The organism is Streptomyces sp. NPDC031426, assembly GCF_055581585.1.
Genome location: NZ_JBVIJE010000081.1, coordinates 1 through 3191, shown reverse-complemented (window position 1 = coordinate 3191; position 3191 = coordinate 1). Strand labels below are relative to the sequence as shown.

The window sequence follows — 3191 nt, the reverse complement described above, 5'->3', positions numbered from 1 at the left end:
GGTGACGGGTGGCTGGTCGTTGTTTGAGAACTGCACAGTGGACGCGAGCATCTGTGGCCAAGTTTTTAAGGGCGCACGGTGGATGCCTTGGCACCAGGAACCGATGAAGGACGTGGGAGGCCACGATAGTCCCCGGGGAGTCGTCAACCAGGCTTTGATCCGGGGGTTTCCGAATGGGGAAACCCGGCAGTCGTCATGGGCTGTCACCCATGCCTGAACACATAGGGCATGTGGAGGGAACGCGGGGAAGTGAAACATCTCAGTACCCGCAGGAAGAGAAAACAACCGTGATTCCGGGAGTAGTGGCGAGCGAAACCGGATGAGGCCAAACCTACGACGTGTGAGACCCGGCAGGGGTTGCGTCGTGGGGGTTGTGGGATCTCTCTTCTGTTGTCTGCCGGCAACAGGACGAGTCAGAAACCGTTGATGTAGGCGAAGGACATGCGAAAGGTCCGGCGTAGAGGGTAAGACCCCCGTAGTCGAAACGTCAGCGGCTCGTTTGAGAGACACCCAAGTAGCACGGGGCCCGAGAAATCCCGTGTGAATCTGGCGGGACCACCCGCTAAGCCTAAATATTCCCTGGTGACCGATAGCGGATAGTACCGTGAGGGAATGGTGAAAAGTACCCCGGGAGGGGAGTGAAATAGTACCTGAAACCGTGTGCCTACAAGCCGTGGGAGCGTCGGAACCTTCGGGTTCTCGTGACTGCGTGCCTTTTGAAGAATGAGCCTGCGAGTTTGCGGTGTGTTGCGAGGTTAACCCGGGTGGGGAAGCCGTAGCGAAAGCGAGTCCGAATAGGGCGTTCAGTAGCATGCTCAAGACCCGAAGCGGAGTGATCTAGCCATGGGCAGGTTGAAGCGGAGGTAAGACTTCGTGGAGGACCGAACCCACCAGGGTTGAAAACCTGGGGGATGACCTGTGGTTAGGGGTGAAAGGCCAATCAAACTCCGTGATAGCTGGTTCTCCCCGAAATGCATTTAGGTGCAGCGTCGTGTGTTTCTTGCCGGAGGTAGAGCACTGGATAGGCGATGGGCCCTACCGGGTTACTGACCTTAGCCAAACTCCGAATGCCGGTAAGTGAGAGCGCGGCAGTGAGACTGTGGGGGATAAGCTCCATGGTCGAGAGGGAAACAGCCCAGAGCATCGACTAAGGCCCCTAAGCGTACGCTAAGTGGGAAAGGATGTGGAGTCGCACAGACAACCAGGAGGTTGGCTTAGAAGCAGCCACCCTTGAAAGAGTGCGTAATAGCTCACTGGTCTAGTGATTCCGCGCCGACAATGTAGCGGGGCTCAAGCGTACCGCCGAAGTCGTGTCATTGCAGCGTATAGCCCCAACGGGTGCTGTGATGGGTAGGGGAGCGTCGTCTGCCGGGTGAAGCGGCACTGGAAGGTAGTCGTGGACGGTTGACGAGTGAGAATGCAGGCATGAGTAGCGATTCACACGTGAGAAACGTGTGCGCCGATTGACTAAGGGTTCCTGGGTCAAGCTGATCTGCCCAGGGTAAGTCGGGACCTAAGGCGAGGCCGACAGGCGTAGTCGATGGATAACCGGTTGATATTCCGGTACCCGCTGTGAAGCGTCAAACATCGAATCCAGTGATGCTAAGGCCGTGAAGCCGCCCCGGATCCTTCGGGTGAAGGGGAGTGGTGGAGCCGCCGGACCAAGTTGGTAGTAGGTGAGTGATGGGGTGACGCAGGAAGGTAGTCCAGCCCGGGCGGTGGTTGTCCCGGGGTAAGGGTGTAGGCCGTGCGATAGGTAAATCCGTCGCGCATGGGGCTGAGACCTGATGCCGAGCCGATTGTGGTGAAGTGGATGATCCTATGCTGTCGAGAAAAGCCTCTAGCGAGTTTCATGGCGGCCCGTACCCTAAACCGACTCAGGTGGTCAGGTAGAGAATACCGAGGCGTTCGGGTGAACTATGGTTAAGGAACTCGGCAAAATGCCCCCGTAACTTCGGGAGAAGGGGGGCCAGCTCTGGTGAGAGGACTTGCTCCTCGAGCTGGGGGTGGCCGCAGAGACCAGCGAGAAGCGACTGTTTACTAAAAACACAGGTCCGTGCGAAGCCGTAAGGCGATGTATACGGACTGACGCCTGCCCGGTGCTGGAACGTTAAGGGGACCGGTTAGCTCACTTTCGGGTGGGCGAAGCTGAGAACTTAAGCGCCAGTAAACGGCGGTGGTAACTATAACCATCCTAAGGTAGCGAAATTCCTTGTCGGGTAAGTTCCGACCTGCACGAATGGCGTAACGACTTCTCGACTGTCTCAACCATAGGCCCGGTGAAATTGCACTACGAGTAAAGATGCTCGTTTCGCGCAGCAGGACGGAAAGACCCCGGGACCTTTACTACAGTTTGATATTGGTGTTCGGTTCGGCTTGTGTAGGATAGCTGGGAGACTGTGAAGCATGCACGCCAGTGTGTGTGGAGTCGTCGTTGAAATACCAGTCTGGTCGTGCTGGATGTCTAACCTGGGTCCGTGATCCGGATCAGGGACAGTGTCTGATGGGTAGTTTAACTGGGGCGGTTGCCTCCTAAAGGGTAACGGAGGCGCCCAAAGGTTCCCTCAGCCTGGTTGGCAATCAGGTGTTGAGTGTAAGTGCACAAGGGAGCTTGACTGTGAGACCGACGGGTCGAGCAGGGACGAAAGTCGGGACTAGTGATCCGGCGGTGGCTTGTGGAAGCGCCGTCGCTCAACGGATAAAAGGTACCCCGGGGATAACAGGCTGATCTTCCCCAAGAGTCCATATCGACGGGATGGTTTGGCACCTCGATGTCGGCTCGTCGCATCCTGGGGCTGGAGTCGGTCCCAAGGGTTGGGCTGTTCGCCCATTAAAGCGGTACGCGAGCTGGGTTTAGAACGTCGTGAGACAGTTCGGTCCCTATCCGCTGTGCGCGTAGGAGTCTTGAGAAGGGCTGTCCCTAGTACGAGAGGACCGGGACGGACGAACCTCTGGTGTGCCAGTTGTTCTGCCAAGGGCATGGCTGGTTGGCTACGTTCGGGAGGGATAACCGCTGAAAGCATCTAAGCGGGAAGCCTGCTTCGAGATGAGGACTCCCACCCACTTGATGGGGTAAGGCTCCCAGTAGACGACTGGGTTGATAGGCCGGATCTGGAAGCCAGGTAACTGGTGGAGGTGACCGGTACTAATAGGCCGAGGGCTTGTCCTCAGTTGCTCGCGTCCACTGTGTT

The 3191-nt window shown here is 57.3% G+C and carries 1 rRNA gene; it reads left to right on the top strand.

Going from position 1 to position 3191, the window contains the following annotated elements:
* Positions 1 to 55: 55 nt before the first annotated feature.
* Positions 56 to 3169 (top strand): 23S ribosomal RNA (locus ACZ5NH_RS45140).
* Positions 3170 to 3191 lie beyond the last annotated feature (22 nt).